Annotated in this window: 23 protein-coding genes and 1 other RNA gene; 13 read left to right on the top strand and 11 right to left on the bottom strand. The window is 63.4% G+C overall.

Annotated features, from left to right (window positions below):
* Window positions 1–4: 4 nt before the first annotated feature.
* Both ccsA and VMS96_00535 read right to left on the bottom strand, forming a co-directional pair.
* Complete coding sequence (ccsA, locus tag VMS96_00540) at window positions 5–1,405, bottom strand: cytochrome c biogenesis protein CcsA (GenBank protein ID HVP41884.1); 1,401 nt, start codon at window positions 1,403–1,405, stop codon at window positions 5–7.
* Window positions 1,406–1,425: 20 nt separating this feature from the next.
* On the bottom strand, window positions 1,426–2,871 hold the full coding sequence (locus VMS96_00535) for a cytochrome c biogenesis protein ResB (protein HVP41883.1): 1,446 nt from the start codon (window positions 2,869–2,871) through the stop codon (window positions 1,426–1,428).
* 466 nt (window positions 2,872–3,337) lie between these two features.
* Here VMS96_00535 and VMS96_00530 point away from each other — a divergent pair, with 466 nt between their 5' ends.
* The 8 genes from VMS96_00530 (at window position 3,338) to VMS96_00495 (ending at window position 12,706) form a co-directional block, all read left to right on the top strand.
* Window positions 3,338–4,213: a cytochrome c3 family protein gene (locus VMS96_00530; protein ID HVP41882.1), complete on the top strand. Its 876-nt coding sequence runs from the start codon at window positions 3,338–3,340 to the stop codon at window positions 4,211–4,213.
* Between the two features lie 14 nt (window positions 4,214–4,227).
* A complete protein-coding gene (locus tag VMS96_00525) occupies window positions 4,228–5,265 on the top strand; it encodes a 6-bladed beta-propeller (protein ID HVP41881.1) in 1,038 nt (345 codons plus the stop codon).
* A gap of 124 nt (window positions 5,266–5,389) precedes the next feature.
* Entirely contained in the window at window positions 5,390–6,280 is an 891-nt protein-coding gene (locus VMS96_00520) for a hypothetical protein (GenBank protein ID HVP41880.1), read from the top strand.
* A 69-nt stretch (window positions 6,281–6,349) separates the two neighbouring features.
* Entirely contained in the window at window positions 6,350–8,215 is a 1,866-nt protein-coding gene (locus VMS96_00515) for a hypothetical protein (GenBank protein HVP41879.1), read from the top strand.
* Window positions 8,216–8,276: 61 nt separating this feature from the next.
* Window positions 8,277–9,317: a hypothetical protein gene (locus VMS96_00510; GenBank protein HVP41878.1), complete on the top strand. Its 1,041-nt coding sequence runs from the start codon at window positions 8,277–8,279 to the stop codon at window positions 9,315–9,317.
* Window positions 9,314–11,203 carry a cytochrome c3 family protein gene (locus VMS96_00505; GenBank protein ID HVP41877.1) on the top strand — a complete coding sequence of 630 codons (1,890 nt, stop codon included), beginning with the start codon at window positions 9,314–9,316 and terminating at the stop codon, window positions 11,201–11,203. Before VMS96_00510 ends, VMS96_00505 begins: the two co-directional genes overlap by 4 nt.
* Before the next feature lie 84 nt (window positions 11,204–11,287).
* On the top strand, window positions 11,288–11,935 hold the full coding sequence (locus tag VMS96_00500; protein ID HVP41876.1) for a hypothetical protein: 648 nt from the start codon (window positions 11,288–11,290) through the stop codon (window positions 11,933–11,935).
* A 48-nt stretch (window positions 11,936–11,983) separates the two neighbouring features.
* Window positions 11,984–12,706, top strand: a complete 723-nt coding sequence (locus VMS96_00495; GenBank protein ID HVP41875.1) for a serine protease — start codon at window positions 11,984–11,986, stop codon at window positions 12,704–12,706.
* A gap of 19 nt (window positions 12,707–12,725) precedes the next feature.
* Here the strand turns inward: VMS96_00495 and VMS96_00490 are convergent, their stop codons facing one another.
* Window positions 12,726–13,154, bottom strand: coding sequence for a hypothetical protein (locus VMS96_00490; GenBank protein HVP41874.1), 429 nt, complete (start codon window positions 13,152–13,154; stop codon window positions 12,726–12,728).
* Between the two features lie 6 nt (window positions 13,155–13,160).
* The gene (locus tag VMS96_00485; protein HVP41873.1) at window positions 13,161–13,661 is read right to left on the bottom strand and encodes a tetratricopeptide repeat protein; all 501 of its coding nucleotides are present in this window, start codon (window positions 13,659–13,661) and stop codon (window positions 13,161–13,163) included.
* Window positions 13,662–14,109: 448 nt separating this feature from the next.
* On the opposite strand from VMS96_00485, the gene VMS96_00480 reads away from it, so the two are divergent.
* Together VMS96_00480 and VMS96_00475 are read left to right on the top strand one after the other, a co-directional pair.
* Window positions 14,110–14,262: a hypothetical protein gene (locus VMS96_00480; protein ID HVP41872.1), complete on the top strand. Its 153-nt coding sequence runs from the start codon at window positions 14,110–14,112 to the stop codon at window positions 14,260–14,262.
* A gap of 264 nt (window positions 14,263–14,526) precedes the next feature.
* The gene (locus VMS96_00475) at window positions 14,527–15,279 is read left to right on the top strand and encodes a PEP-CTERM sorting domain-containing protein (GenBank protein ID HVP41871.1); all 753 of its coding nucleotides are present in this window, start codon (window positions 14,527–14,529) and stop codon (window positions 15,277–15,279) included.
* Here the strand turns inward: VMS96_00475 and hpnI are convergent.
* Together hpnI and VMS96_00465 are read right to left on the bottom strand one after the other, a co-directional pair.
* Window positions 15,270–16,472: a bacteriohopanetetrol glucosamine biosynthesis glycosyltransferase HpnI gene (gene hpnI / locus VMS96_00470; protein HVP41870.1), complete on the bottom strand. Its 1,203-nt coding sequence runs from the start codon at window positions 16,470–16,472 to the stop codon at window positions 15,270–15,272. The two genes, VMS96_00475 and hpnI, sit on opposite strands and share 10 nt — an antisense overlap.
* Window positions 16,473–16,668: 196 nt before the next feature.
* A complete protein-coding gene (locus VMS96_00465) occupies window positions 16,669–17,922 on the bottom strand; it encodes a PLP-dependent aminotransferase family protein (GenBank protein ID HVP41869.1) in 1,254 nt (417 codons plus the stop codon).
* A gap of 212 nt (window positions 17,923–18,134) precedes the next feature.
* On the opposite strand from VMS96_00465, the gene rnpB reads away from it, so the two are divergent.
* Together rnpB and VMS96_00455 are read left to right on the top strand one after the other, a co-directional pair.
* Window positions 18,135–18,588: RNase P RNA component class A (rnpB, locus tag VMS96_00460), an RNA gene on the top strand.
* A gap of 229 nt (window positions 18,589–18,817) precedes the next feature.
* Window positions 18,818–19,801, top strand: coding sequence for an endonuclease/exonuclease/phosphatase family protein (locus VMS96_00455; GenBank protein HVP41868.1), 984 nt, complete (start codon window positions 18,818–18,820; stop codon window positions 19,799–19,801).
* 22 nt (window positions 19,802–19,823) lie between these two features.
* On the opposite strand, the gene VMS96_00450 is transcribed toward VMS96_00455, so the two are convergent.
* From VMS96_00450 to VMS96_00435, 4 genes are all read right to left on the bottom strand, one after another.
* Window positions 19,824–20,984 (bottom strand): glycosyltransferase family 1 protein, encoded by a 1,161-nt coding sequence (locus VMS96_00450; protein HVP41867.1) that lies wholly within the window; start codon window positions 20,982–20,984, stop codon window positions 19,824–19,826.
* A gap of 117 nt (window positions 20,985–21,101) precedes the next feature.
* Window positions 21,102–22,391, bottom strand: a complete 1,290-nt coding sequence (gene glyA, locus VMS96_00445; GenBank protein ID HVP41866.1) for a serine hydroxymethyltransferase — start codon at window positions 22,389–22,391, stop codon at window positions 21,102–21,104.
* 50 nt (window positions 22,392–22,441) lie between these two features.
* Window positions 22,442–22,903 carry a ribose 5-phosphate isomerase B gene (gene rpiB / locus VMS96_00440; protein ID HVP41865.1) on the bottom strand — a complete coding sequence of 154 codons (462 nt, stop codon included), beginning with the start codon at window positions 22,901–22,903 and terminating at the stop codon, window positions 22,442–22,444.
* Between the two features lie 101 nt (window positions 22,904–23,004).
* Window positions 23,005–23,253 carry a hypothetical protein gene (locus tag VMS96_00435; protein HVP41864.1) on the bottom strand — a complete coding sequence of 83 codons (249 nt, stop codon included), beginning with the start codon at window positions 23,251–23,253 and terminating at the stop codon, window positions 23,005–23,007.
* Window positions 23,254–23,474: 221 nt separating this feature from the next.
* On the opposite strand from VMS96_00435, the gene VMS96_00430 reads away from it, so the two are divergent.
* A complete protein-coding gene (locus VMS96_00430) occupies window positions 23,475–24,275 on the top strand; it encodes an enoyl-CoA hydratase/isomerase family protein (GenBank protein HVP41863.1) in 801 nt (266 codons plus the stop codon).
* A 165-nt stretch (window positions 24,276–24,440) separates the two neighbouring features.
* On the opposite strand, the gene VMS96_00425 is transcribed toward VMS96_00430, so the two are convergent.
* Window positions 24,441–25,536: alpha/beta hydrolase family protein (locus VMS96_00425; protein ID HVP41862.1), on the bottom strand; the 1,096-nt coding region annotated here is incomplete at its 5' end.

The raw sequence follows: 25,536 nt of genomic DNA, 5'->3' as shown, positions 1-25,536 counted from the left end.
AGGATTATGCGTAGGCGTGCAGCCCCGGTAAGAGGTAGGTGACGCCGAAGAAGGTGAACATCACCACGGCGAAACCGAGGATGGCGAAGTAGGCGGCACGCCGTCCGCGCCAGCCGCGGGCGATGCGCATGTGCAGGTAGCCGGCGTACACGATCCAGGTGATGAGCGCGGCGGTCTCCTTCGGGTCCCAGCTCCAATACGAGCCCCAGGTCTGGTTGGCCCAGTAGGCGCCGGCGGCGATCATCAGGGTCAGCAGGGGGAAGGCGATGCCGATGGTCTTGTAGGTCAGGCTGTCGAGGCGCTCGGCCGAGGGCAGCATCTGCTGCAGTCCTTCCCTTCTCCACTTCAGCATCAGGTAGAGCAGCGAGGCCAGCAGTCCGGCGATCAGGCCGGAGAGGATGAAGGGGCTGGTGGAGAGGCGAGTGGCGAACAGGCCGTCGGCCATGGGCGAGGGATAGGCGCCGTCGCGCACCCGCAGGATGAAGGCGGCGGTGGCCAGCACCTGGAAGAGCATGCCGATGAAGAAGGCGGCGTCGGCCAGGCGGTACTTGCTCTCGTCGCCGCTGAACCAGGCCACGAAGTACAGCGCCGTGGGCACCAAGGTGACGACCATCGCCAGCAGGAACATCCATCCCAGGTTGGGGATGACGACCATGAGCGCCTGGCCGCGCTGGATGATGAACTCGCTGTTGCTCTGCACGTCGAAGGCGGCGACCTTCAGGCCGCCGTCGGCGAAGCGGCTGATGATGGCAGCGTAGATCAGAGTGACGAACAGGCTGGTGTTGGCCAGGAACGACTCGGTGCGCATCTTGTCCTGGATGAGGAACATCATGGCCAGGGCGAAGCTGACGGCGCAGGCGGCGTAGGACAACATGGCGAGCGTGACGTGGATGTGGAGCCAGGTGGACTGCAGCGCCGGCACCAGGGGGTGGATGTCGGAGGGCAGCAATTGCATGAGGATGATGCCCAGGGCCGCGATCGGCATGGTGACGGTGCCGATGACCTTCACGCCGTAGCGCTTCTGCACGAACAGGGTGAGCACGCCCAGGGACCAGACGAACGAGAGCAGCATCTCGTAGATGCTGGAGAAAGGCGCGTGCCCGGCGACGTACCAGCGGTGCAGGCCGGCGCCGGTGTTGGCCAGGAAGCCCAGCCAGGTGGCCAGCCATGCGACCTTGACGAAGCGCTCGGTGCCGGTGACCGCGAAGCCGACGTAGAGCACGGTGGCGGCCGCGTAGAAGGTGAGCGCCACGAACAGCAGGTTGTCCTCGGTGAAGAAGGTGCGGGTCTTGATGGTGCCCAGGAAAGACATCAGGAGCATGAAAGCGGTGCCGAGCGAGACCAGGAAGAGCAGCACATTGCTGCCGCCCACCGGGCTGTGATCGGCTTGAGCACGAGTAGTCATTCGACGAGCCTCCGAAATCCTTAACGCGACATGGCGACCGGGGCGCGGCTTTCGCCTTCGCGGGCAGGGGTGTTCGCCGACCCCTGCAGGTTCTGTTCGATGGTCGCCACCAGGCGGTTGAAGCGCTCCTCCACCTCGTCGCGATTCTTGCTGGCGGAAGCGCCCACCCACAGCACCAGACGCCCGCGTCCATCGTCCACCGGCACTGCCCAGAAGCGGATGTGGACGAAGTAGAAGACCAGGGCAAGCGCCACTCCCATCAGCAAAACGCCGGCCCAGACGCCCCATTGTCCGGGCTCATAGGAGACTTCGAGGCCGGTGTAGAACTGCGGCACCAGTTCGGTGACGGCGAAGTCGAACTCCGAGCCGTTGCGGTTGAAGTCGGGCACCCTGGGGAAGAGCCAGGCGTCGGCATCCCCCTTGGCGGTGGTGACGACCAGGTGGAGGGCGGGGTTGTTGGGCTGCTGCGAGCGTGTCGTGATCTGGTTGCCGTTGATGGCGAAGTCGGGGATGAACTGGGCCAGGCGCACCGTGGTGGCGGCATCAAGGCGTACCAGCTTGTCGGGCGCCAGCTCAAGGGCCTGCGCGGGCCCGCCGCCCTTGGGAGTGGCGGTGAGCTTCACCGCCTGCAGCTCTCCCGTGGGCCCGTATCCTGCCTGGAAAAAGCGCACGCCGCGGTAGTCGAGCGGGTCGTTGACCGAGATCTCCTTGGCGCGGACCTGGCGGTTGTTCTCGACGACCGCGAGCTTCGACCACCAGCGCTTGGGACTGCCGTCGGGATAGTTCTCCTGGCCGGTGGAGTCGCAGCGCAGGGCAAAGGGCAAGACCTTGCGGGTGCCGTCGCGCATCTCGATCTGGCCGCCGGCTTCGCCGGGCACCAGCGAGATGTATCCGCGATAGCCGAATACGCCGTCGATCATGACGCCGGCAAAGATGAGCAGCAGGCTGGCGTGGACCACGAAGGGGGCCAGGCGGGCGAAGCGGAACTTCTCGGCGTAAAGGCTGACCGTGTCTTTGACCACGTGCTGGGGCGTGAGGCCGGCGGAGCGGAAGGCGGCTGCAGCGGCCTCGATGCCCGCGGCTTCGTCGCGGATGCGGAACTCGTGCTGCATGCTGAGCGAGGCCAGGAAGTGGGGCTCGGCGCGGCGGTAGGGACGCGAGAAATAGCGCCACACCACTGGCCAGCGGTCCAGCGAGGCGACCACGATGTTGGCGCTCAGCAGGGCCAGCAGGACGGCGAACCACCAGCTGTGGAAGACGTCGGTCAGGCCGAGGGCGTCGAGCCAGCGCAGGGTCGCGGGCGAATAGGCGTGGTGGAGCTTGTTGGCGTCGTTGATCGGCCGCTGCATGATGATGGTGCCGGCAAAGGTGGCGATGCCGATCAGGATCAGCAGCACAATGCCCGTGCGGATAGAGCCCATCGTCTGCCAGAAAGAGCGTTTGCAGTCGCGGATTGTCAGGGCCATGAGCACTTCCCCCACGGGCAAGGAGGCAAGTGCTGTGCCAGAAGACACCATGGAATAAGTTGTTCTAATTCAATCAGTTAGGTATGCAGAACATTTCCGGAGTCGCTCCAGATTGTGCGATATCACGCAGTACTGCGTCTTCCGCCCTGTTGAGGTTCTCTGCACCTCCGGTTTCTCCTTAGTTTTCAGTCATCAGCGAACCGACTGGCGGCGAATCGCAAGCCACAACCCGGATTCCCGACGGGCTTCGAGAAGACGAATCGCGGAGCGTCCGATTCGGCTGTGGGATTTCACCTCGGGGTTGTGGGAGAAGGCCCATTTCTAGACCAGCGACTCCAGAGATTCCACCGATTCTGTGTCGGGAAGTGGTTGTTTTTAAATGGTTTAAGGAGGCTTCAGGGGATGGCGACTTGCGGCTACTGCCGTGCAAACAAGAGAGCTGGAGCCAGATGTGAAGAACCCAAGTTTGAAGACGCTTCCGATCCTGCTGCTGCTGGCCGGCGGGATTGCGGCCCGGGCCGGCGATCATCCAGTCCCCCTGGAGAACAACGACGCGGCGCAATGCGCCTCCTGCCACGAGGACAAGACCAAGGGCAAGGCGGTGCACTCGGCGATGGCGATGGGATGCAACAGCTGTCACGACGTGAAGGTGGTCAATAAGGAGCAGACGACGGTCGAGTTGGTGGCGAAGAAAGAGGAGCTCTGCTTCACCTGCCACGCCAACGAGTCAAAGCCGGAAGACAGCAAGCACGGCCCGTGGGAAAAAGGCCAGTGCGTCCTTTGCCATGATCCCCACACCAGCGAAAACCCCAAGCAGCTGCGGGCGGCGGGCAATGCGCTCTGCCTGGAATGCCACGATGCGAACAAAGGCCCGCTGCCCGATCCAGTCAAGGTGTTCAACCATGAGGTCAAGAAAGATGAGCTCGCCGGGCTGCGGCGGCTGCGGCTGAGCGCGGACCTGCAGCGCGGGCACCCGCTCGGGAACCACTGGGTGAGCGCGATCCCCGACCCGACGCGTAGCGGCGAACGAATGGGGTGTCTGACCTGCCACGTGCCGCACACCTCCACGGAAGACAAGCTGGCGCGGATCATCAGCGCGAAAGACGCCGCGGGCAAGGAAGTGAAGATGGACGCCTGCAACGTCTGCCACAACGCGTATGACCGAGTGGCGGCCGAGCAGCGCATCCAGAGCGTACCGGAGGTCGAGAAGCAGATCGAGCAGAGCAACGCGGAAGCCGCCAAGAAGCGGGCGGAATACCTGAAGAAGCTGCCGAAGACCGCCGGCGATCCGCGGGACCTGCCGCAGAACCAACCGCAAGCGCAGCAAGGACCAAAGCAATGATGGGCTCAAAGAAGATGCGCACGACCTTCGTACTGATGGCATGGGCGGCGATGTTCGCCATGCCGGGCGCGCTGGCCGGCAGCAAGAAGGACGCGAAAGTCAGCGACCCGACGCAACTGGTGTGGCCGCTGCCTCCGGACAAGCCACGCTTCCGCTGGGTAGAGATACTTCAAGACACGAAACAGTTCGAGTCCAGGAAGTTCTCGTTCATCGACCGGCTGGCGGGCGACAGCAAGTCGGGCAAAGACGTCATCTTCCGTCCGATCGGGGTGGCCACCGACTCCAAGGGCCGGGTCATCATCACCGGACAGCTCAACCGCACGGTTTACGTGATCGACAAGGACCGCAAGCAGGTGCTGCGGATCCGCGGCACGCAGAGCATGGAGTTCAAGAGCCCGATCGGCGTCATGACCGACGACAAGGACAACATTTATGTCGCCGACTCGAAGCTGAAATCGGTGATGCGGTTCGCTCCTGACGGGACACCGAACGCGAGCTTCGGGCAGGCGGACGGCCTGGAGAACCCCTCGTACATGGCGTTCGACGCGGGGCGGCGGCGGATGTACGTGACCGACACGCACAATCACCAGGTCTTTGTTTACAACGTGGACACGCTGAAGCTGGAGACGAAGTTCGGCAAGCACGGAACCAAGAAAGGCGAACTCGGCTTCCCCGTCGGGGTCGCGGTCAGCCCGAAGACCGGCGATATCGCGGTGACGAACACACAGACCTGCTCGGTGGAGATCTTCACCCCGGAATACAAGTGGAAGCAGCGGGTGGGCGAGTGCGGCAACTCGCCCGGCAACTTCACCCGGCCCAAGGGCGTGGCCTTCGATCAGGAGGGCAACATCTACGTCGTGGACAACGCGTTCAACAACTTCCAGGTTTTCGATGGGCAAGGACACTTGCGGCTGTTCGTCGGGTCGCCCGGGGTTGCGCCGGGTAATTTTTGGCTGCCGAACGCGATCTACATCGACAAAAACAACAAGGTTTACGTGTCGGAGTTCTACGGGAACCGGGTGCAGGTGTTCCAGTTCCTGGGCAGCAATTGATGAGTTCTGTTGTTGGCGTAGCTACGCAACAGAAGTAGGGCCAAGCAGCAAAGCAGTACGCAGTAGAAGCAGGGACCTTAAGGTCTAACCAAAACAGAAAGGCTTATATCAGGAGGTCTTCCTAATGAGTAACGCACTGAAAGTGATGCTGGTCCTGGCGCTCTGTGTGGCCACGGCCGCATTTGCTCAAAACCAGCTGCCGGCCAACGGCAGCTCGCAGACGCCGACTTATCCGGACGCTGGAAACACCAAGGGCGTCAACAAGTTCGGCACGCTGCCGAGCGGCGCAGTCGGCATGGGCACCAGCGCCGGCTTCGCGCTCGACGCCGGCCAGCAGTTCAACTCCAAGTGGAACATGGTCAACGGCAACCACGATCTGACCAGCGGCAACACCGCCCACACGGTGGTGTGGTCGAACTCGGGCGTGGTGGCGACGGTGGCGCAGAGCGGCATTTGCGCGTTCTGCCACACCGCGCACGACAACGAGGGCACGGCCGACCGGACCTGGCTGTGGGCGCACGACGTCCCGCAGACCTCGGCCTACGGCGTGTACTCTTCTCCGACGCTGCAGGCGGGCGTGATCACCTTCAGCCCGAACAGCGCGACGGCGAAGTGCATGGGCTGCCATGACGGCACCATCGCGGTCACTTCGGGCGCCTATGGCACCCCGGATCCGGCGGCGGGCAACGAGCTGACGATCAGCAGCACCCAGATCACCAGCGGCGGCAAGCTGGTCATGTCGAGCGGGTTGGTGGTTCCTCTGAACCGCACCCACCCGGTGGGCTTCACCTACAACGCGACGCTGGCCGCGAAGCACCAGCTGCGCGTGCCGGGCGGCGCCAACTCGGTTGACGGCTACGGCATCGTGCCGCTGTTCGGCGCGGGCGGCGACCAGATGGAGTGCGCGACCTGCCACGATCCGCACCTCAAGACCGGCATCATGCGCCGTCAGTTCCCCACTGGCGCGACGCAGGACGCGGGCACCGGCAGCTTCTGCCTGTACTGCCATCTGTAATCGGTCACGTGTAGTGCTCCGGGGAGGAACGAACTTCCTCCCCGGTTTTTCGGAAGCAGTACCTGAGTTATGGATGGATTTCTCCAAAGCGGGAAGTGGGCGGGACTCGGAGCGCTGATCCTGGTTCTGGGGGTGACGGCCATGGCCCAGGAGAACCGGCCCATCCTGGAGGACGTGCACGTGCGGGGCAGCGCGGGCATGACCTACGACCGCAATTCGACGGACTTCATGAGCAGCAGTTCGTTCGGGCAGGAGTTCTCGCTCGACGCCACTGGCGCCCTCATCAATCCGAACTTCATTTCGTTCGGGACGAATTTCACCTACGGACACTTTAGCGACAGCCTGAACTCAGATTCGCTGGGAGGTGGAACCACCATCGCCGGCTCAGCCACAATGCTGGTGCTGCCGGCCAGTTCGTATCCGCTCACCATCACGTGGCAACGGGTGCGCGTGGGACTCGGGTATATTGGTGCGAACACGACGACCAACCAGGACCGGCTGGGGTTCGACTGGCGCCTGCAACTGTCGCACCTGCCGAAGTTCGCGGTGCGGTACGAAACGGACTCGACCAGCAGCGACGTGCCGGTGGGGACGTTCTCGCAAGCGGAATCGAAAGGCTCCGGGTTCAGTATTTCCGCGACGGACAGCTACAAAGGCTTCGACTGGAGCGCAGGCTGGCAACACAGCCATACGTCGAGCGAGGAGGTCTTGCTGCAAGACGTGCTGCCGCTGGACCAGAACTATTCGCTCCTCTGGGGGAACGTCAGGAAGAGTTACCTGGGCAACAGGGGGACGTTCAATTACAACTTCAGCCGGAATGTGACCTCGAGCGACCTGGGCACGATCTCCTCCATCGATGGCGTGCTCAGCGTGCACAACGCTTCGACCACGATCCGCTGGACCCCGAAGCTGGTGACCTCCGGCTTCTTCAGCTACTACTCGTTCGACAACTACGGGCGGTCGGTGGACACCAGCTCGCCGAACCAGACGGTCACGATCGTGGATTTTCCTTCCAGTGGGTACTCCGCGAGCGGCCTGGCAATCTACCAGCTGACGAAACACATTGCCGTCAGCGATACGACGGGGTACTCGACTGCGACCAACGAGCACACGGTCACGAACAACGGGGCGCCGGCCACTGAACAGGCGCAGACCTTCTTCACCACGTATCCGTCGGTAAGTGCGAATTTCGTCGTCAAGCGGATCCGGGTCAACACCTCCTATGGCGTCGGGTACATGCAGACGATCACGACGCTTGGGCGCTCGTTCTCCTCCCTGAGCCAGAATGCCAGTGTCACGGGATCGTGGAGCCGTCCCTGGCTGACGCTCACCGGCAACTTCGGTATGGGGAACAATGGGATTGCGGTGATGCCGGGGGCGTACACGAACAATAGGAACTACGGGATCACGGCGGACACGAACAAGTTCCGACGGATCGGGCAGCTGCGTTTCCGCTGGCTGGTGAACGACCAGGAAATCCTGGGCGGACCAGGATGGGTGCAAAGCCACACGAACCAGTGGGCGATCACGCTGATGAGGCGCAGGTGGCAGGTGGACTTCGGCCAGACCGGGTCCTCGGGTGCGCACCAGGCGTACCAGCTGCCGACCCTCCCCTTCGAGCCGGTACCGCCGCTGGTTGGGGTACCGCTGCTCAATGACACGTTTAGCAACTGGTTCCTGACCGTGTCCGGCCAGGTAAGGCGCAACCTGCACCTCAGCGGCACATACCGGAAGACGACCAACGATATACTCCTGTCGAACGGCACAACCCATTACTCTCTGTACGAGATCACGGCCGATTACCGAATCGGCAAGATCGTCATGCAGGCGTCGTACGGACATTATTTGAGTTTGTCGGAGTCGCCGAGCTCGTTCAACAGCTCGGGCACGAACCGCTTCCGTGTTCGGATCGTGAGGACGTTCAACCTTTTCTGAAATGGCTGTGGGGTCTTCAATGCGGTCAGTAAGGCCAAGGGCGATTGCCGCCTGCGCAGCGGTGTTGATTTTTTTGACGCTGTTGGGCATGTGGCCGGTCACCGAAGCCAAGAACGAAGCTCCGAAGATCACGCTCCCGCCGCAGATCGAGTGGGTGGGGCAACTGCGCAACGCGGCCGACGTCACCGGCAAGCCCTCGCGGCTGAAGTGGTTCCTGCAAAAAGTGGTGGGACTGAACGACGCTGACAAGCGCATGGCCAGCCCGTACGGCATTGCCATCGACACGAAGGGGCGGGTGATCGTGGCCGACACACGCGGCCAGGTGGTGCACATCTTCGACGCGGTGGGCAAGAAGTACCGCAGCTTCCACGCGCCCGACAAGAACCCGTTCGAGTCTCCGATCGCGGTCGCGCTGGACAAGGAAAACAACATCTACGTCTCGGACTCGCAGCGCTCGCGTGTGTTCGTCTTCCGGCCGGACGGCAAGTACCTGCGGGAGATCGGGGCCCTATCGAGGAACGAGAGCATCTTCAAGCGGGCGACGGGGCTCGCCATCGACCAGGAACGGGAGCGGCTGTACGTGGTGGACACGGTCGCGATGCAGGTCGTGATCCTGGGGCTGGACGGAAAGGTGATCAAGCGGGTGGGGCATCGCGGCGCCGATCCCGGGCAGTTCAACTATCCGACCCAGATCGTAGTGTCCAAGGACGGGAGCTTCTGGGTGACGGACTCGCTGAACTTCCGAGTGCAGCACTTCAGCCCTGAGGGCGAGGTGCTGGAGGCGTTCGGGCGCCTGGGGGACGATGTCACCGAGTTCGACAAGCCCAAGGGCGTGGCGCTGGATTCGAAAGGCGACCTGCTGATCGTCGAGGGGCGCTACGACCGCGTGCAGGTGTATTCGCCGCAGGGCCGGATGCAGTTTTACTGGGGCCAGACCGGGCGCGGCGAGGGACAGTTCTTCCTGCCCACTGGCATCGCAGTGGACAAGAACGACAACGTGTACGTCGCCGACAGCTACAACGGGCGGGTGGAGATCTTCCACGTAAAGCCCGACGGAGCGACACAGCCCGCCGCAGGGCAATCGCCGGAGGTGAAGAAGTGAAACGCCTCTGGGGAATGCTCGCGGCCTTCGCGATACTGTTCGGGTGCGTCGCGATCCGGGCACAGATGGTGTTCAACCCGGTCAGTTCGATCCTGAATTCGAAGCACGATTTCCGAGCGACGTCCACGGCGACGATCAAATCGGTGTCGGGGGACGATCCATGCATCTTCTGTCACACGCCGCACAACGCGACGCCGGGACCGCAGCTGTGGAACCACACCATGAGTACGACCGCATGGCAGACGTACGGCAGCTCGACCATGCAGTCGAGCATCGGGAGCATCACGGACCAGGACAGTTCGAAGCTTTGCCTGAGCTGCCATGATGGGACGATCGCGCTGGCCAGCACGGTGAACAACGGGGACATCGAATTCGCGCAGGGGCCGAATTACATGCTGCCGACCACGTCGGCCAGCAACCTGGCGGGGGCGGCAGGACAGGGCTTCACCGACGACCATCCGTTTGCCTTCCAGCCGACGACGCAGAATCCCGAACTGGTGCTGCCGCCGGACGGCGATGCGGTGAAGCTCGAGGTCGGAAAGATCCAGTGCTCGAGCTGCCATGACCCGCACAAGGAAAACATCGACGCAGTGCAGGGCAAGTTCCTGGTGAAGGCGAACCAGGGGTCGGCGCTGTGCACGACGTGCCATGCCAAGGCCGGCTGGACCGGGTCGGCGCACCAGGCGCCTCCCGACCTGCTCCAAGACCAAAAGTACACCATGGCGCAGAACGCACACACCGGGTACGTGGGGGTAGCGAACAACGCGTGCGAGAGCTGCCACAAGCCGCACACCGCTGGAACCGGGCCGCGGCTGCTGAAGTTCGTCGAAGAGAGCACCTGCTACAAATGCCACGACGGATCGGTGACGACGATCAACGTGCAGCAGGATCTGGCCACCAAGACGTACCGCCACCCAGTGGACATCACTCCGTCGGTACACGACGAGTCGGAGGGGCCGGTCAGTTCGGGGCTGCCGATGCCGGAGACGTCGGCGACGCAGCCGCGTCACGCCGAGTGCGCCGACTGCCACAACTCGCACGTGGCGCGGGCGAACCCGGTGGGCTTCCAGCCGTTCCCCCCGACGGCGACAGCGCCGCTGGCGGGGGCGTCGGGCGAGTCGATCACGCGCGTATTCCTGAAGCAGGCGACGAACGAGTACGAGCTCTGTTTCAAGTGCCACGCCGACAGCGTGAACCGGCCGCAGCTCATCGACAGCAGCAACGCGGGCATCGGCTATGGGCGCAATCCAAAGCGGCAGTATGACGCGGGCAATCCGGACGCGTTCAACACGCGCGTCGAGTTCACCCAGGGGACCTCGTTCCACCCGGTGACGCGTACGAACCCGATGGCGCCCGCGAACAGCCTGCGACCGTTTATGATCGCGGCCGACGGGACGACGATGAGCACGCGGCCGCTGAATGCCACCACCATGATCTTCTGCTCGGACTGCCACGCCAGCGACACGAATCGCACCCTGGGCGCCGGCAACACCGGAGCTGCGGGGCCGCATGGATCGAACTTCCAGCACCTGCTGGAACGGCAGTCCGCGCTGGAGCCGCCCCCGGCGACACCGGGCACGGGCACCGGTCAGCCGGGATACACAGTGGCCGACTTCGCCCTCTGCGACAAATGCCACGACGTACAGAACAAAGTCCTGCAGAACTACAGCTTCACCAGGCACTCGACGCATGTGGTGAATGATGGCGCGGCATGTTCGACATGCCACGATCCGCACGCATCGCAGAATCAGGCCCTGGTGAACTTCGACCTGAGCATCGTGGCGCCAAGCAGCAGCGGGCCGGTGAGCTACATCCGGACCGGTCCGGGGCATGGGTCGTGCACGTTGACGTGTCACGGCAAGGACCACCAGACACTGAGTTATTAGCGAGGAGCTGTAATGAAGACAAGTATCGGTTGGATCGCGCTTATCAGTTTGATGGCAGTAACCGGACTGAGCGGATGCTCGAAAGTGAAGGCATACTTCGCCAATGGAGACCAGGAAATCCAACAAGCGTTCGCGGCCAAGGCGGCGGCCAAGAGCTTCACGATGACCACCAAGATCGCAGCGCACGACGACAACGTCATGGAGACGCACTTCTACGTCTCTTGCCCGGACCGGGAGCGAATCACGCTGAAGGTGGCGTCGCTGAACCGGGAGATGATCCGCATCGGGCAGCGTTTCTACCTGAACGAGGGCACGGGCCAGTGGCATTACAAAGACGTCGAGGTGAAAGACTGGTCACCCTGCGGGAAGAACCCCGGACTTCCCTCCCCGTGGGCGATGCTGACCGAGGGCCGCGACCTGGTGACCGTCTTCGCCAGCGCCCAAGACAAGTTCAAGGTCCAGCCGATCGAGGAGGCGGAATACAAGGGCAAGAAGTATCAGGCGTATGCGGTAACGATGAATCACCAAGGCGTTGAGGGATTCAAATACACCGTGCTGGTGGACGAGCAGCACCGGCCGGCGGTGGTTGCGCTGGGCCAATCGAGCCTGACCGAGTACTCCGATTGGGACAAGCCAGTCAGCATTGAGGCGCCCGCGAACGCGCTCCCGTATCCGGAGGAGCCTGGGGAGGCGGCTCCGGCCGCGGCGCCCAGCCACGGGAAAGGTCTCTAAGTGGCGGGATGTCCCCAGAACCGGTGGCGTCTTGGCGCCTGCATCTTGATGTTGCTGGGCTTGCTTGCTCCGGCGTGGGGACAGAGCAGCGACAACAAAAGCGTGATCGGCCTGCAGGTCTCGCTGCAGGATTCCATCTCCAGACTGAATCGATCGCTGGTCGGGATTGTGGCCATCGGCAGCGGTGGTCCCATGATTGTGGGCACCGGGTTCATCATTGCCGACGACGGAACGTTCGTAACGGCGGCGCACGTGCTGCGGCAGCCACCCGGGCTGCAGATCCGGGCGCTCATCCGGCTCGGCGCGGCTGGGCAGAAAGCGGCAGAGTTCGAGAAGTTAGGCGACGATGCAGAACGCGACATCGCCATCTGCCGGATCGTAGCGGAGCACGGAATGCGGCCGCCCATGGTCCCGCTCCCACTGGCGGACAGCAGCCGGTCCGCGGCGGGCACGCTGGTGGTGAGCAGCGGATTCCCCCTGGCCTCGGAGCGGCCGAGTTCTCATCTAGGAATCGTGTCGACCGATTCTGCCGGCGACCAGTACGTCGAGATCGCGGTGATGGTGAACGAGGGTGAAAGCGGCGCGCCAGTGATGCGCCTTGACGATGGCAAAGTCATCGGGATGGTTTCCTCGGTGCGCATCGCCTCGACTTATGCGGGCGCCGGGCACGGCGCCGAGGACCAGAACGCCGGGCTGGCCCTGGCAGCGCCGGCGGAGTGGGTCACCAGTCTCCTGCACAAAGCAATCCCGCAGGCGCCCGGCCCCCGCTGAATGAGTCCTTTGTCCGAAATCACTCCTGGGGCTTCAGGTAGCAGTGGAGAGGAACCGCCTCCGGGCCGTGGATCTTCTTGTAAGCGGCCGAGGGGGCGAGAATGATGGCTGGTCCTTTCTTGTTCTTGAGGCCGCCTTTCACCGGGCCGGATGGGACATACGTCGCGGTGGTAAAGTCGCGAGCCAGCACACCGCTGCTAAAGGCGATTCGGCGCGTACCGGCTGAATAGGACCAGCTGCCTTCGCCGCCCTTGGCACGATAGCGATTGCCGGGCAAGATGAACAGCGGGTTGCTGTCGAAAAAGGTACCTCCGAATCGGAACACACAGGCATACTCGCCCTGGCGAACCGCCGAGGCTTCGGTGGAGGATACTTTGTCGCCCGCCTGGCTGCCGATGGCAGCCGCAGCCGTCAACAGGAAAAGCGCGATCGGGAGATGCCGTGTCATGCCGGACTAGCTCCGGGGTGCTCCGCCGCGCCCCGTGTGCTCCTTGGCGCGGGCGATCAGTTCTACGATCTTCTGCCTGTCGGGGAAACCGGGATTGGTGTCCAAGAGCTTCTGCCAGGAGGCCACCGCGCCCTTGGTATCGTTCCGGCCCTGCCACAAGACGACGCCCTTATTGAGCAAGGTACCAGGATGGGTGGGGCTGTAGGTGAGGGACTTGTCGAACTCGGCCAGGGCCCGGTCCACGTCGCGCAGGTACCAATAGGCGGTCGCCATGTCGGTGCGGATATTGGGGTCGTCGGGACGGACTTGGAGCGCCTTGCTGTAGTAGTCGATCGCGGTCTTGTACTGCTGCGTGTCGTAGTAGATGTTGCCAATGCGGGCGAGCAATTGCGGATCTTTGGGGGAGGCTTTCAGCGAAGCGATCAGAGGCTCGGCCTGCTTCTCGGCCATGTGCTTCAACTGCTCGGGGGTGACGTCCTGACCCATTCCCACCGGGGCGCTTGGCATGGTCTGCTGTGGCTGGGCTTGTGCCTGAACGGGGTGGCTGCCTGACGAGCCGGCGAAAAAGTACCCTCCTGCCAAGCCGATCAGGAGGCAGACGAACGCTAACCCGTAAACTTGGGCCGAGGACCAGGAGGAGGCTGGCCTAGAGGTTTGGTCGGTACTCATGTTGAAAATCTCCTTAGGAACGTGCGGACCAGAAACCGCAATCGGAAACCCTCGACAAATGTGGAGGCACTCCAGATTCCAACCTTCGAGCGAAGATTGCTGCCAATATGTCCTTTTGAATCAATATCGTAGATTGAACCAGGGCAGCCAGTGTGGTGCTCGCCGAAGGAACTCTAGCGACATTTGCCGCCGACGTGGGGTGAATTCCCGCTTTCCAGAGCGGCGTCACAAGCAAGTGTGATGTAGTGCACAAACAGGTCTGGGACAGGATGCGTAATCTGGGAATATGACGAACTGGATCTTGGCTGTGACTGTGCTCCTGATTCCATGTTACTTCGGCATGATCCAGATCCGCGACTTGATCACCGCGGCGCGTAACGGGCAACTGAAGTGCCCGGTGCGCAAGGCCGAGCGCGGCAAGACGGTAAGCGCCGCGTAACCAAGGCTCAGCCCACCCCCACCCTGGGTGTTTCCCCCGGCTTCAACCCTCCATTTGGTCCGTCCTGGGCCCGGAACAACCTCGACCAAGGCCGGGCGAAAGGCAGCGCCACAACGAGGCGACGTGATTCCCGATTCCACATGCCAGCCCAAGCTGGGACGCCCGAAAATCCGAGATCTGCGCTAAGCCATTGATTCGAGGGCTTGGTGCGGCGGGCCTGCGATTGCAGAGTGGACAGCGGAGCCATGGCTCCGGAGGTGCCGCATGCGCCTGTGCGCATTACTGATGGCGCTGGCCTGCTTGCCGCTGCCGGCCCGCGCGGACACTATCTACGCTGCCCTGACCAACGGCGATATCGTGGCGGTGGACACAGTCCGTTTGACCGCGGGGGTGCTGACGCACACGGGTCTGTGCTGGTACGACATCGCCTTCGCGCCGGATGGCAGGCTGTACGGCAGCGATGCCTACAACCTGTACCGCATCGATCCCGCCAGCGGCCATGCGACGCTGGTCGGCGCATTCGGGAGATTCATTAACGGAATGACGTTCGTGGGCGACACGCTGTACGGCTCCGGCGATACCAAGCTGTACACCATCAACCTGTCGAGCGGACAGGCGCAGTGGGTGGGTAACACCGATTACATGAGCTCGGGCGATCTGCAATGGTTCCAGGGAGCACTGTACATGACCGGCTCCATCCCATCGGACCAGCTCATCCGGGTGAATGTCCTCACGGGCCGAGGTTCGCTGGTGGGTAATGTCGGCTTTGGCCAGGTCTATGGGCTGGCGGCGACCTCGTCACAGCTGCTGGGACTGACGACGGATGGGGACTTGCTGGTGCTCGATCCCCAGACCGGGACGGGCACGAGGATGGGGTCGATCGGCGGATCGGTGTACGGCGCGAGTACTGGACCGCGGTTGCAGCAGGTCCCAGAACCCGGCACGCTGTTGCTGCTGGGGAGCGGGTTGTTGGCGATCGGCATGAGCCGGCGCCGGGCGGCGAACGGTCAGCGATAGAGCTTGCGGTCCTTGAGCAGGAAGCGTTCACCGCGCCAGGTGACGGTGTGACCAGCGAAGGCGGCGAGCCAAATACCCAGCGTCACAAAGTCGCGAAATGGAACGAGTGCGCTCAGGCGGCGGTATTCAGGGTCGTTGAGGACGGAGCCGGCCACCCCTTGCGCCATGGCATAGCGGGCGAGCAATGCCGCCAGCAGCAGCAGCCATGCCCACCCCGCTCCGCCCGCAGCCAGCACCGCGAGCGTCGCCCAGGGCAGACCAAAGGTCAGGGCAAGGCCGAGGTAACCGGCGGGGCGGGAATCGCGGATGCCGCGCCACCAACGCATCTGATGCTCCAGGAATCCGTGCCAGGAGTAGGCCGGCAAGTGGGTGTCCACGACGGTGTCGGCGATCTCAACGCGAAAGCCGGCATCGGCCGCGCGTTTGCCCAGTTCGTAATCGTCGGCCAGGTAATCGAGCAGGGGCTCGAAGCCGCCGATGCGGGCGAGCACGTCGGCACGGATGGCCATGGTGGAGCCGAGAGCAAAGTGAACACCTTCCAGCAGCCGGGCCGCGAGCACGCCCCCGATGAAGTCCGCGCTGATACCGAGGGACTCCAGCCAAGAACCGAGGGTCGAGGAGGGGGCGCCACGATAGAGAGCCGTGACCACGCCGACCTCGGGAGCGCAAAAGGGAGCCATGACCTTGCGCAGATAGTCGGGGGCCACGCGGATGTCGCTGTCGTTCACGACCAGGTATTGGAATCGGGCGTGGGGCAACATCTGGACCAGATTGCTGACTTTGCGGTTGGCTCCGAGCGGCTGGGGGCACATGACGAGGCGTATCGGTCGCTCGGGAAACTGCCGCTGCAGCCGCTCGACGGCGGCGATGGCGGGGTCGGTGGGGTCCCACACACCGAAGATAACCTCGTATTCCGGGTAGTCGAGGAGGCAGTGGCTTTCGAAGGCGGCAAAGGCCTCGGGGTCGTCGCCGCGGACAGGCTTGAGCAAAGTGACCGGTGGGGCGAAGTTCTCCGGCGGCCGGGATCGGCGCAAGAAAGAGCGAGCGGCCCAGAGCACCAGCAGGTAGTAGGCGATGGCGCAAACGGTCAGCAGCGCGAACAGGATTTCCAGGGCGAGGCGGATCCAGTCCTCCCGGGGGCTCCGTCGGCTGCCGCCGACATCGCCGAAATCCTTCGGTCGTGCCTCCGGCACTCCCTCAGGATGACAACAACTAAAGAATGCCAAACGGCACGGCTAAAGCCGTGCCCCTTCCCAAATCATCAATGGACGGGCGAGACGCCCGTCCCTACGAAATCCATTCGTAGCGCGGGGCTGAAGGGGTCGAGATTAGCAGAGAATGGCCCACCCAAGCCAAGGTCAGGCTTGGGTGGGCCGGCCGAGGGAAAGATCAATCCGCTACCGCGGCAAGTTGCAGCCGTTGCATCTTGCTGCGCACCGCGATGGAAAGCCGGCGGATGCCTTCGCGGATGACCTCGGGACGCGAATACGAGAAGTTCAGCCGGAAGTGGCGGCGCGCTTCGGCATCGTCAGCGACGTAGAAGCTGTCGCCGGGGACGAAGGCGACGTTCTCCGCGATCGCTGCCTCGAAGAGCTCGTGGCAGTCCATCCCCTCGGGCAGCGTGACCCAGAGGAAGAGGCCGCCATGGGGGCGCGTCCAGGAGACTTCGCGGGGAAAATACTGGTCGAGAGCGGCAAGCATGGCATCGCGGCGCTCGCGATAGACCTGGCGGATGAGCTTGACGTGCTGGTCGAGGAAGCCGTCCTTTGCGACCTCGTAGGCCACCATCTGGTTGAAGGTGGCAGTCTGGAGGTCACTGCCCTGCTTAAGCTGCACCAGCTTGCTGATGACCTCGGCCGGGGCGACGATCCAGGCCAGACGCAGGCCGGGGGCGAGCGTCTTGGAGAAGGTGCTCAGATAGATGACGTTGCCCAGGGTGTAGCCGTTGTCGTGGCGCAGGTTTTCGCGGTCCACTTCGACCAGGGGAGGCAGGTGCTCGCCCTCGTAGCGAAGCTGGCCGTAGGGGTCGTCCTCGATGATGGGGATGCCGTACTTGTCGGCCAGCAACAGGAGTTCGTGACGGCGCCCTTCGGAGAGGGTTACGCCGCCCGGATTCTGGAAGTTGGGCAGCACATACATGAACTTGGGGCCGGAGCGCAAAGCATCTTCCAGCAGATCGGTGCGCAGCCCGTCCTGATCGATGGGGACGCTGACGTACTCAGCACCGTAAACCGCGAAGGCCTGAAGCGCTCCCAGGTAGGTCGGCGCCTCCACCAGGATGCGGTCTCCACGATTGATGAGCAGCTTGCCGATCAGGTCCAGGGCCTGCTGCGAGCCGGAGGTGATGAGCACGTTCTCCGCCGTGGCCAGGACGCCGTAGCGGGCGGTGTTGGCCGCGATCATCTCCCGCAAGGGCCCGTAGCCCTCGGTGGGGCCATACTGCAGGGCCTGGGGGCCGTGGTCGGTCAGCACCTTCTGGCAGGCTTCCTTGAACTGCTGCGTGGGAAAAACCTCGGGAGCGGGCAGGCCCCCGGCGAAGGAGATGACCTCCGGTTTCTGGGTGAGTTTGAGGAGTTCGCGGATGGCGGAGCTTTTTACGCGCTGGGTGCGCTGGGCAAAACGATGCAGCCATGGAGTAGCCATAGTTTGTGCGCCTCTGCCATGTCTCAGCCTAGAACGCGCGCGTGCATAATTCTGTGACCTGCGTTACCAAGGGCAGTGCGCTGGAGCCGAACGAGCGTTCGGTGAAGCAGGTGGTAGGCGGTAGCGAGTCGGCGGCAGGAGCCGGGCAGGTTGCCACCTCTTACTTACTACCACCTACCGGCCCAAATCATCGAATATAATAAGAGAGTTGACGGGCGGACCGGATGGCCGCCCCGGGCCGTGAACGCTGGTTTCGGCCAGGCCGCGCGGTGGCGGGGAGGAAAGTCCGAACTCCGCAGAGCAGTGTGCCGGATAACGTCCGGGACGGCGGGTTCAAGCCCGCTGGACGGAAAGTGCCACAGAAAACATACCGCCCGGGCCGCAAGGCCGGGGTAAGGGTGAAAAGGTGCGGTAAGAGCGCACCGCCCGGCGAGTAATCGCCGGGGCAGGGCAAACCCCACACGGAGCAAGACCAAATAGGGGACGAGTCCGGGAGCGATCCCGGCGCGGGTCGGCTCGGCCCGCCAACCCTTCGGGGCCCCAGCAATGGGTGGAAGTCCCGGGTAGGTCGCTAGAGCGGGGCAGTAATGCGCCGCCCAGAGGAATGACCATCCTGCCGTTCGCAAGAGCGGCAGACAGAATTCGGCTTACAGGTCCGCTTGTCACTATGCCCTCTCACTCCGAAAGGAGTGGGAGGGCATCAAGTTTTGTGGCGCTGACAGCCCGCGGAGCCTTGTTCCGAATCTAGAACAAAACGGGCGACGCTGCCGCGAGTCCGGCTCCAGGGCGCAGAGTTTCGAGTGAAGCAGCTCCGAAGGACCGCCTTCCGCGGAGTCCATGAGGGTCTTTGCGGCACTGCAGGGAACGGGCCACAACTCCCACAACGAGGTGTGCGATGAAGCTACGCATCACGACGTTCAATTGCGAAAACCTCTTCGGCCGATATCGATTTCTCGACACGCCCCAAAAAGGCGAAATCAAGGACTATGAAAAGTCGCTGCAGATCACCGAGACCACGACCCTGGAGCCCGGCCGCAGCGGCCGGATCAAACCCGCCATCCTCAACAAGCAGCAAAGGACGAACACCGCCAATGCGATCCTGGAGGCGGATCCCCACGTGCTGGCGGTGGAGGAAGTGGAAAATCTAACCGTCCTGCGCCTATTCAATGCGAAATACATGGGGAGCGCATTCGACCGCATCATCCTGGTGGACGGGAACGATGCCCGCGGCATCGATGTCGGTTTCCTGGTGAGAAAAGGGGTCGATGTGACCGTGCTCGACGTCCGCACCCATGCGGATGAGGCGATCGGCGGGGGATTCCTCGCGAAAAGCAACCGACTGGACACCGCCGTCACGGCCCAAGCCATCTTTTCACGGGACTGCCTCGAAGTAGACGTCCAGGTCAGTGGCGTTGCGCTCACCTTCCTGGTGAACCACTTCAAGGCGCAGGACAACAAGCCGACGACCAGCGCCCGGCGAAAGAGACAGGCAGCGCGGGTCGTGGAGCTGGTTCAGGCAGTGCGGAATAACGACCGGCACCCAATCGTCATGGGCGACCTCAACATCGACTCCAAGCAATCGGACTATGACGGGTCACTCGACCCGCTCTTAGACCTGTCAACCCTGCACGATCCCTTCGCCGGTCTGGATCAACAGCAACGATGGACCCATTTCTACTCGTCCGATAAGACGGTGAGCAAGCTCGATTACGTCCTGGTTGATGATTTCTTGAGTAATCGGGTCGACAGCGTGGATATCTTCCGAAAGGGATTGAGCAAGAAATGCAAGCAGTACAAGGGGCCTCGGCTGTCGTCCATGAAGAACAATGACCTGGAGGCAAGCGATCACTGTCCAACGACGATGATCCTAAACCTCTGATCCACGAAACGGTGAAGCCGTCCTAATCGGCGGCGGAAACCAGCTTGCGGCCGGCGCCGGCGACCTCCTGATACACCTGCAGGATGCGCTGGCCAGAGACCTCCCAGGAAAAACGCTGCGTCTGCTGGTAGCCGCGCTCCTTCAGGCGCTCGCGCAAGGGCTGGTCGAGCAGCACCCGATGCAGAGCGCGCATGATCTCGAAGACGTTCTCCGGGTTGACCAGCACAGCAGCGTCGCCCACCACCTCGGGAAGTGACGAGGCGTTGGAGGTCACGACCGGAGTGCCCAGGGCCATGGCCTCCAGCGGCGGCAGGCCGAAGCCCTCGTAGAGGGAGGGGAAGACGAAGATCTTGGCGGCGTCGTAGAAGATGCGCAGGACGTCGATAGGGACGAAGCCGAGGAAGCGGACATCGTTCTGCACGCCGGCCTTGATGACGGTGCGGCGCAGATCGGGATGCTGGGAAAGCTCGTCGCCGATGATGATGAGCTTGAGATCGGTGAAGCGCTGGTCTTTCTCCAGCTCGGCTTTGAGGGCGGCGAAGGCCTCGATGATGCGGCCGATGTTCTTGTGCGGCTTGATGTTCCCGGCGTAGAGCAGGAACGGGTAGTTGACCTGGTAGCGCTCGGCGATGATTCGCTTGTCGTCGGGCGAGGCGTGACCCTGGCGGAAGCGCTCGTCGATGGCGTTGTACACCACTTCGATCTTGCTTGCCGGGATGTGGAAGAGGCGCATCAGGTCGGTGCGGGTAGAGTTGGAGACGGCGAAGATGCGGGCGGCGCGGGTGAGGGTGCGGTGGGTGAGGTAATCCTGCAGCGAACGCTTCCACCCGGCGCCGCCATTCTCCGGATAGAGGTACTCCAACAGGTCGTGCACCGTCACCACGTAGGGACAGGGCATGTATTGCGGCACCCAGAAGAGGTGCGGGACGTGGACGACGTCGCAGGCGTGGCGGCGGATGATGTGCTGGAAGTGGAAGTAGTCGCGGAGCGTGGTCTCGCTCAGGGCGTAAGGGACAAGAACGAAGTTGGGCGGCAGGTCCCCGAACTCGCGCAGGCGGGCGGGCGGACCGATCAGGCGGTACTGGTTGCTGCCGTCGAGATGGGCCAGGGCGCGGACGACGTTGCGCACGTAGGTGGCGACGCCGAACTGAGTGACCCGCCGGATGTCGAGGGCGATGCGCACGGGCCTAGTTTAAGGTCGCTGGCCGCTGGTCGCTAGTCGCTGGCGAATAAACAAGGCACAACGCCGGGGCTGTGCCTGGGGTCTCGCGGGACGGCCGAGGGCGGCTGTCCCACACAATCAAGCCTTCATCTCGGCGGTGGCGCGGGAGCGGCGCTCGGCGTACAGAGGAAAGGCTTCGCACAGCTCCAGCACTTCCTTGCGAATCCGTTTGAGAACGGCAGCGTCCTGGCGGTTGTTGAGCGCCTGGCTGATCCAGTGGCCGATCTGCCGCATCTCGCCTTCCTTCATGCCGCGGGTAGTGACCGCCGGGGAGCCGATGCGGATGCCGCTGGGCTTCATGGGCGGGTTGGTGTCGAAGGGGATGGCGTTCTTGTTGACGGTGATGCCGGCCTCGCCCAGCGCCTTCTCGGCCTCGCTGCCCAGCATACCCTTGGAGAAGACGTCCACCAGCATCAGGTGAGTGTCAGTCCCGCCGGAGATGATGCGGTATCCGTCGGCGGCGATGGTCTCGGCCAGGACCTTGGCGTTGGCGACGATCTGGCGGGCGTAATCCTTGAACTCCGGCTGCATGGCCTCCTGGAAGCACACCGCCTTGGCGGCCATGATGTGCACCAACGGGCCGCCCTGGAAGCCGGGGAACGAGGTTTTGTCCACGGCGGCGGCGTAGTCCTGCTTGCACAGGATCATGCCGGAACGGGGGCCGCGCAGGGTCTTGTGGGTGGTGGTGGTGACGATCTGGCAATGGGGGACGGGCGAGGGATGCACGCCGCCCGCGACCAGGCCGGCGAAGTGCGCCATGTCCACCAGCAGGATGGCGCCCACCTTGTCGGCGATCTGGCGCATGCGGACAAAGTCGATGATGCGGGGATAGGCGCTGCCACCACCGATGATCAGCTTGGGGCGCTCCTTTTCCGCCAGCTTCTCCAGTTCGTCGTAGTCGATGGTCTCGGTCTCCTTGGTCACGCCATAGGGGATGATCCTGTAGGTCTTGCCGGAGAAATTCAGCGGGTGACCGTGGGTGAGATGGCCGCCGTGCGCCAGATTCAGGCCGAGCACGGGATCGCCCGGCTGCACCACCGCGGCATAGGCGGACTGGTTGGCGGAGGAGCCGGAATGCGGCTGGACGGTGGCGTGGTCGGCGCCGAAGAGCTTCTTGGCGCGCTCGCGGGCCAGGGTCTCGACCACGTCGGTGAACTCGCAGCCGCCGTAGTAGCGTTTTCCCGGATAACCCTCGGCGTACTTGTTGGTGAAGACGGAGCCGGCAGCTTCGAGCACGGCTTCGCTGACAAAATTCTCCGAGGCGATCAGTTCCAGGCCCTCGTGCTGGCGGCGCTCCTCGTTGGCGATCGCCTGGGCGACTTCCGGATCGACTTCCCAGATGGAGCGGGACATGCGCTTGTTATTCATGGAATAAGTCCCTTCTGTATCAAAAATCCGAGACGCCCTGACGGGCGTCTCTACTTGGTATGGGCCTGGGTCTCCTGGCGTTCGATCTCCATGATCTTGTCCACGCGGCGCTGGTGGCGCCCGCCGGCGAAGGGCGTGTGCAGCCACTTGTCCACGATGGCGAAGGCCTCGTCGTCCTTGAGGATACGGGCGCCGACGGCGAGCACGTTGGCGTCGTTGTGCTCGCGGCTCACCTGGGCCTCGTACTCGGTAGTGACATTGGCGGCGCGCACCCCGGGAACCTTGTTGGCGGCGATGGCCATGCCGATGCCGCTGCCGCAGACCAGGACGCCGAAGTCCACCTGCTTGGCCGCCACCTCTTCGCCAACCTTACGGGCAAAATCGGGGTAATCCACCGACTCGATGGAGACGGTACCTTGGTCGCGGACCTCGATTCCCTGCTGAGCGAGCCGCTGCTTGATCTTCTCCTTCAGCTCGAACCCGGCATGGTCGGCGCCGATGGCGATCCTCATGGCGGAACAATTGTACCCAAAGCCGTCAGCCGTCAGCCATCAGCCATCAGGAAAAGAAGAAGCCGCCCGGCGGGGCGGCTGACCTTGACGGCAGATTATCTCTAGTGGTGGTGCTTCTCGGCGTATTCCATCCCTTCCTTCACGTGGCCGATGGCATCGTTGGTGGCCTTGAGGGCGGCCTCGCGGTGTCCACCTTTGTCGGCCTCGGCTTTTTCCAGTTCGGCCTTGGCGGCCTCAAGGTGCCTCAGGGCGGCCCGCATGTGAGGCTGGCCTTCGGCACTCACGCTGAGTGTTCCGGCATAGAACGCCACCAACGCAACGGCAATCACCAATACGAGTAGTCGTTTCATCCTCTCCCCTCCTCGCGGGAAATGCGGAGCGGCAGAATACGGCGCGGGACGGCGCAAGTCAATATCGTCTTGCGACCTTTCTTAGGCAACCCAGCCCAGAATGGGCCCGAGCATCCCGAGAAGCGGTACGACGGCCCATTCTCGGGCAAGACTGCGCCCTTGTCGAATCGCCCGTTTCGTCACATAATCACGCCTCCCCCAATCTCTGCCGAGGTGCGACCATGGCGACCCCTACTCCGACTCCCGAGGTCAAGGAAGGCTTCAAGTTCATCCTGTTCGATACCTCCACGTTCGTGGCGCGGATCACCCTGAACCATCCGCCCTACAACGTGCTGACGGTGCCGCTGATGGTGGAGATGGCGGAAGCGATCGAGAGCCTGAATGGCCGCGGCGACATCAAGGCCATCATGATCGACTCCAACCAGAAGACGTTCTCGGCGGGCATCGGGCTGGAGGACTCGAAGGCCGACCGGGTGTTCCAGACGCTGGAGGCGTTCAACCGCATCTTCACCGCCATGCGCGACATCTCCAAGCCGGTGCTGGTGGTGGTGAACGGGCCGGCGATCGGGGCGGGCTCGGAACTGGTGGCCTTCGGCGACCTGGTGATCGCGACTCCCAAGGCGAAGTTCGCGCAGCCGGAGGTGAAACTGGGGATCTTCCCGCCGTTCGCCGCGGTCATGCTGCCCCAGCTCATCGGACCCAAGAAGACCTACGAACTCATCCTGACGGGCGAGGCCATGAGCGCGGAGGAGGCCCAGCAACTGGGCTTCGTCAACAAGCTGGTGCCGGAGGCGGAGCTGGACAAGGCGGTGAAGGAGGTCATCGCCCGCATCGGGGAGTTCTCGGCGCCGGTGCTGGAGATGACCAAGAAGGTGATCGGCAGCTCGATCGGCGTGCCCCTGCAGGATGCCATGCGCAAGTCGCACGACATCTACCTCAACGAGCTCATGGAGCTCGACGACGTGCAGGAAGGGCTGCGGGCGGTGGTGGAGAAGCGGAAACCGGTCTGGAAGAATAAGTGACGGCGCCTGGCGGGCGTGAGCGGAGCCGAACGCATGCGAGGCGAAGCAGGAGCCCGCCGCCGTCATCCTGAGCGAAGCGAAGGATCCCTCGATTCGCACCGCGGCTAAAGCCGCTATCCGTCTCCTTAGCCTTGTAACCCCCGGCCTGAAGGCCGGGGCTTCCACCTAAAAGGCGCTGCCGACGAACCGGCAGATGTGGAAAGCGTCCATGTACTTGAATGGGGTCTCGCCGGTGACGTAGTGGCCGCAGGGGAGCACGGCCTGGCGGAAATCGAGGTGGCGGCGCTGGAACTCGGCGATGATCTGGCGGGAGAATTCCGGCAGGAAGGTCAGGTCGTGGGTCGCCCAGACCACCAGGGACTTCTTCTCGGGCCGGGCGGCGAACTTGTCGAAATATGACATGGGGCTGATGGCGCGCCAGGCGTCGCGCAGCCGGTCGAGGTCGACCTCCTTCTCGATGCCGGCGCGGATGTGGCGGGTGGACTGGCCGGTCCACACCACGTCGCCGAAGTACGTGGAGGCGTGGTTGAAGCAGTTCACCTTGAGGCGCTCGTCGTGGGCGCTGGCGATGAAGGCATAGCAGGAACCGAGACTGGTGCCGAGGATGCCGAGCTGGGTGTATCCCTGCTGCTGAAGCCAGTCGAGGCAGGCGCGGACTTCGAGGATGCCCTGGCGGGCGGCGTCGATGGTGCGCCCGATGTTGGCGGAGACGGCGTAGTCTGCGCGCTCGATCTCGGCGGGCTTGCGCACGTCGTGGTAAGGCATGCTCAGGCGGAGGGCGGCCACGCCCATCCAGTTGAACAGGCGGCCGAGGGCGTTGTGGCTGTCGCCATCGGCGTTCCACTGCGGCAGGATGAGCATGGCGCGGCGGCCACGGGCCGGGAACCAGCGCGCGTTGGCGACGTTGTTCTCGGGATACCGAGTCTGCACCGGCGAGGTGAAGCGCAGGAAGGGCGCCGGCCGGGTCTCGCGCTGGACGTGATTCCCTTCCCGGTCTCGGGCGGGGGGCGGAACATGCATCTCGATGCGGAAATCCCGGGGCGTCTCGTAGGCGAAGAAGGTCTCGCTGCGGCGGACGATCTCGCGGTTCAGATCGTGGACGAACCGCGCAGGGTCCGCCCCCTGATGGGAGAAGCCGCCGTTCACCATCGGCCAGGCCTTCATCCAGTCGAGTCCCCACTCGAAAGGACGCACCACGCGGTTGGTGTCGCGCATGGTGAGCCGCGTCTCCCAGGAGTACATCCACTTGGAGTAGCGCTGG

The sequence above is a fragment of the Terriglobales bacterium genome, from assembly GCA_035543055.1.
Classification (GTDB): Bacteria; Acidobacteriota; Terriglobia; order Terriglobales; family Acidobacteriaceae; genus JAIQFD01.
The sequence above is the reverse complement of the archived record's forward strand: the minus strand, read 5'-3'. Positions and strand labels throughout refer to the sequence as shown.